This is a genomic window from Curtobacterium sp. Csp2, assembly GCF_013347165.1.
In genome coordinates this window covers 2,857,254-2,858,097 of sequence record NZ_CP054593.1, presented here as the reverse complement: position 1 = coordinate 2,858,097, position 844 = coordinate 2,857,254, and the positions used below count along the sequence as shown (strand labels likewise).

1 protein-coding gene is annotated in these 844 nt (G+C 73.3%); it reads left to right on the top strand.

The genetic code is table 11. The features are described from left to right. Nucleotides 1–533 (top strand): DUF3097 family protein (locus HUN59_RS13825; RefSeq protein ID WP_174779504.1); only part of this gene is annotated, 533 nt, incomplete at its 5' end. Between the last annotated feature and the right edge of the window lie 311 nt (nucleotides 534–844).

The window sequence follows — 844 nt, the reverse complement described above, 5'->3', positions numbered from 1 at the left end:
GCGCGCGGGTGGCGCTCCCGTCGCGGATCATGGTCGAGGGCAGGCACGACGCCGAGCTCGTCGAGAAGGTCTGGGGCGCCGACCTCCGCGTCGAGGGCGTCGTGGTCGAGTACCTGGAGGGCGTCGACAACCTCGCCGAGGTGCTCGACGAATTCCGGCCCTCGCGCGACCGTCGTGTCGGCGTGCTCGTCGACCACCTGGTCCCCGGGTCGAAGGAGTCCCGTTTCGCCGACGCCGTGATGCGCGGGAAGTGGGGCGCGCACGTCCTGGTCGTCGGGCACCCGTTCGTGGACGTCTGGCAGTCGGTGAAGCCGTCGCGGCTCGGGCTGACCGAGTGGCCGACGATCCCGCGCTCGATCGAGTGGAAGAAGGGGATCCTGCAGCACCTCGGCTGGCCTGCGGACGAGCAGGCCGACGTCGCCCGTGCCTGGCAGCGGATCCTCGGGCAGGTGCGGACCTTCGCCGACCTGGAGCCGCAGTTGCTCGGACGCGTCGAGGAGCTCATCGACTTCGTCACCGAGCCGAAGGCCTGACCCACCCGGCCACCCGCGCGCTGCCGCTGCGGGGCGGGCGGACCACGTGCCTCCCGGCCGTTGCGGCCTACCCGCGTGCCCGCCTCGCCCACGCGAGCGGGCGGAATCCGCGGCGCGCGTCCGCCTGAGCCATCCGTTCCCGCCCACTAGAGGGGGTGGGCGCTCCCGCGTCGGACGCGCGTGCGCGTGAGCGGGCGGAATCGGCGGGACCTGTCCGGCTGAGCGATCCGTTTCCGCCCGCTCGCGCGCGGTCCCGGGGTGAACGGCGTGTCGCGGCCTACTGTTGAGGGATGGACGGCATCGACGGGCGT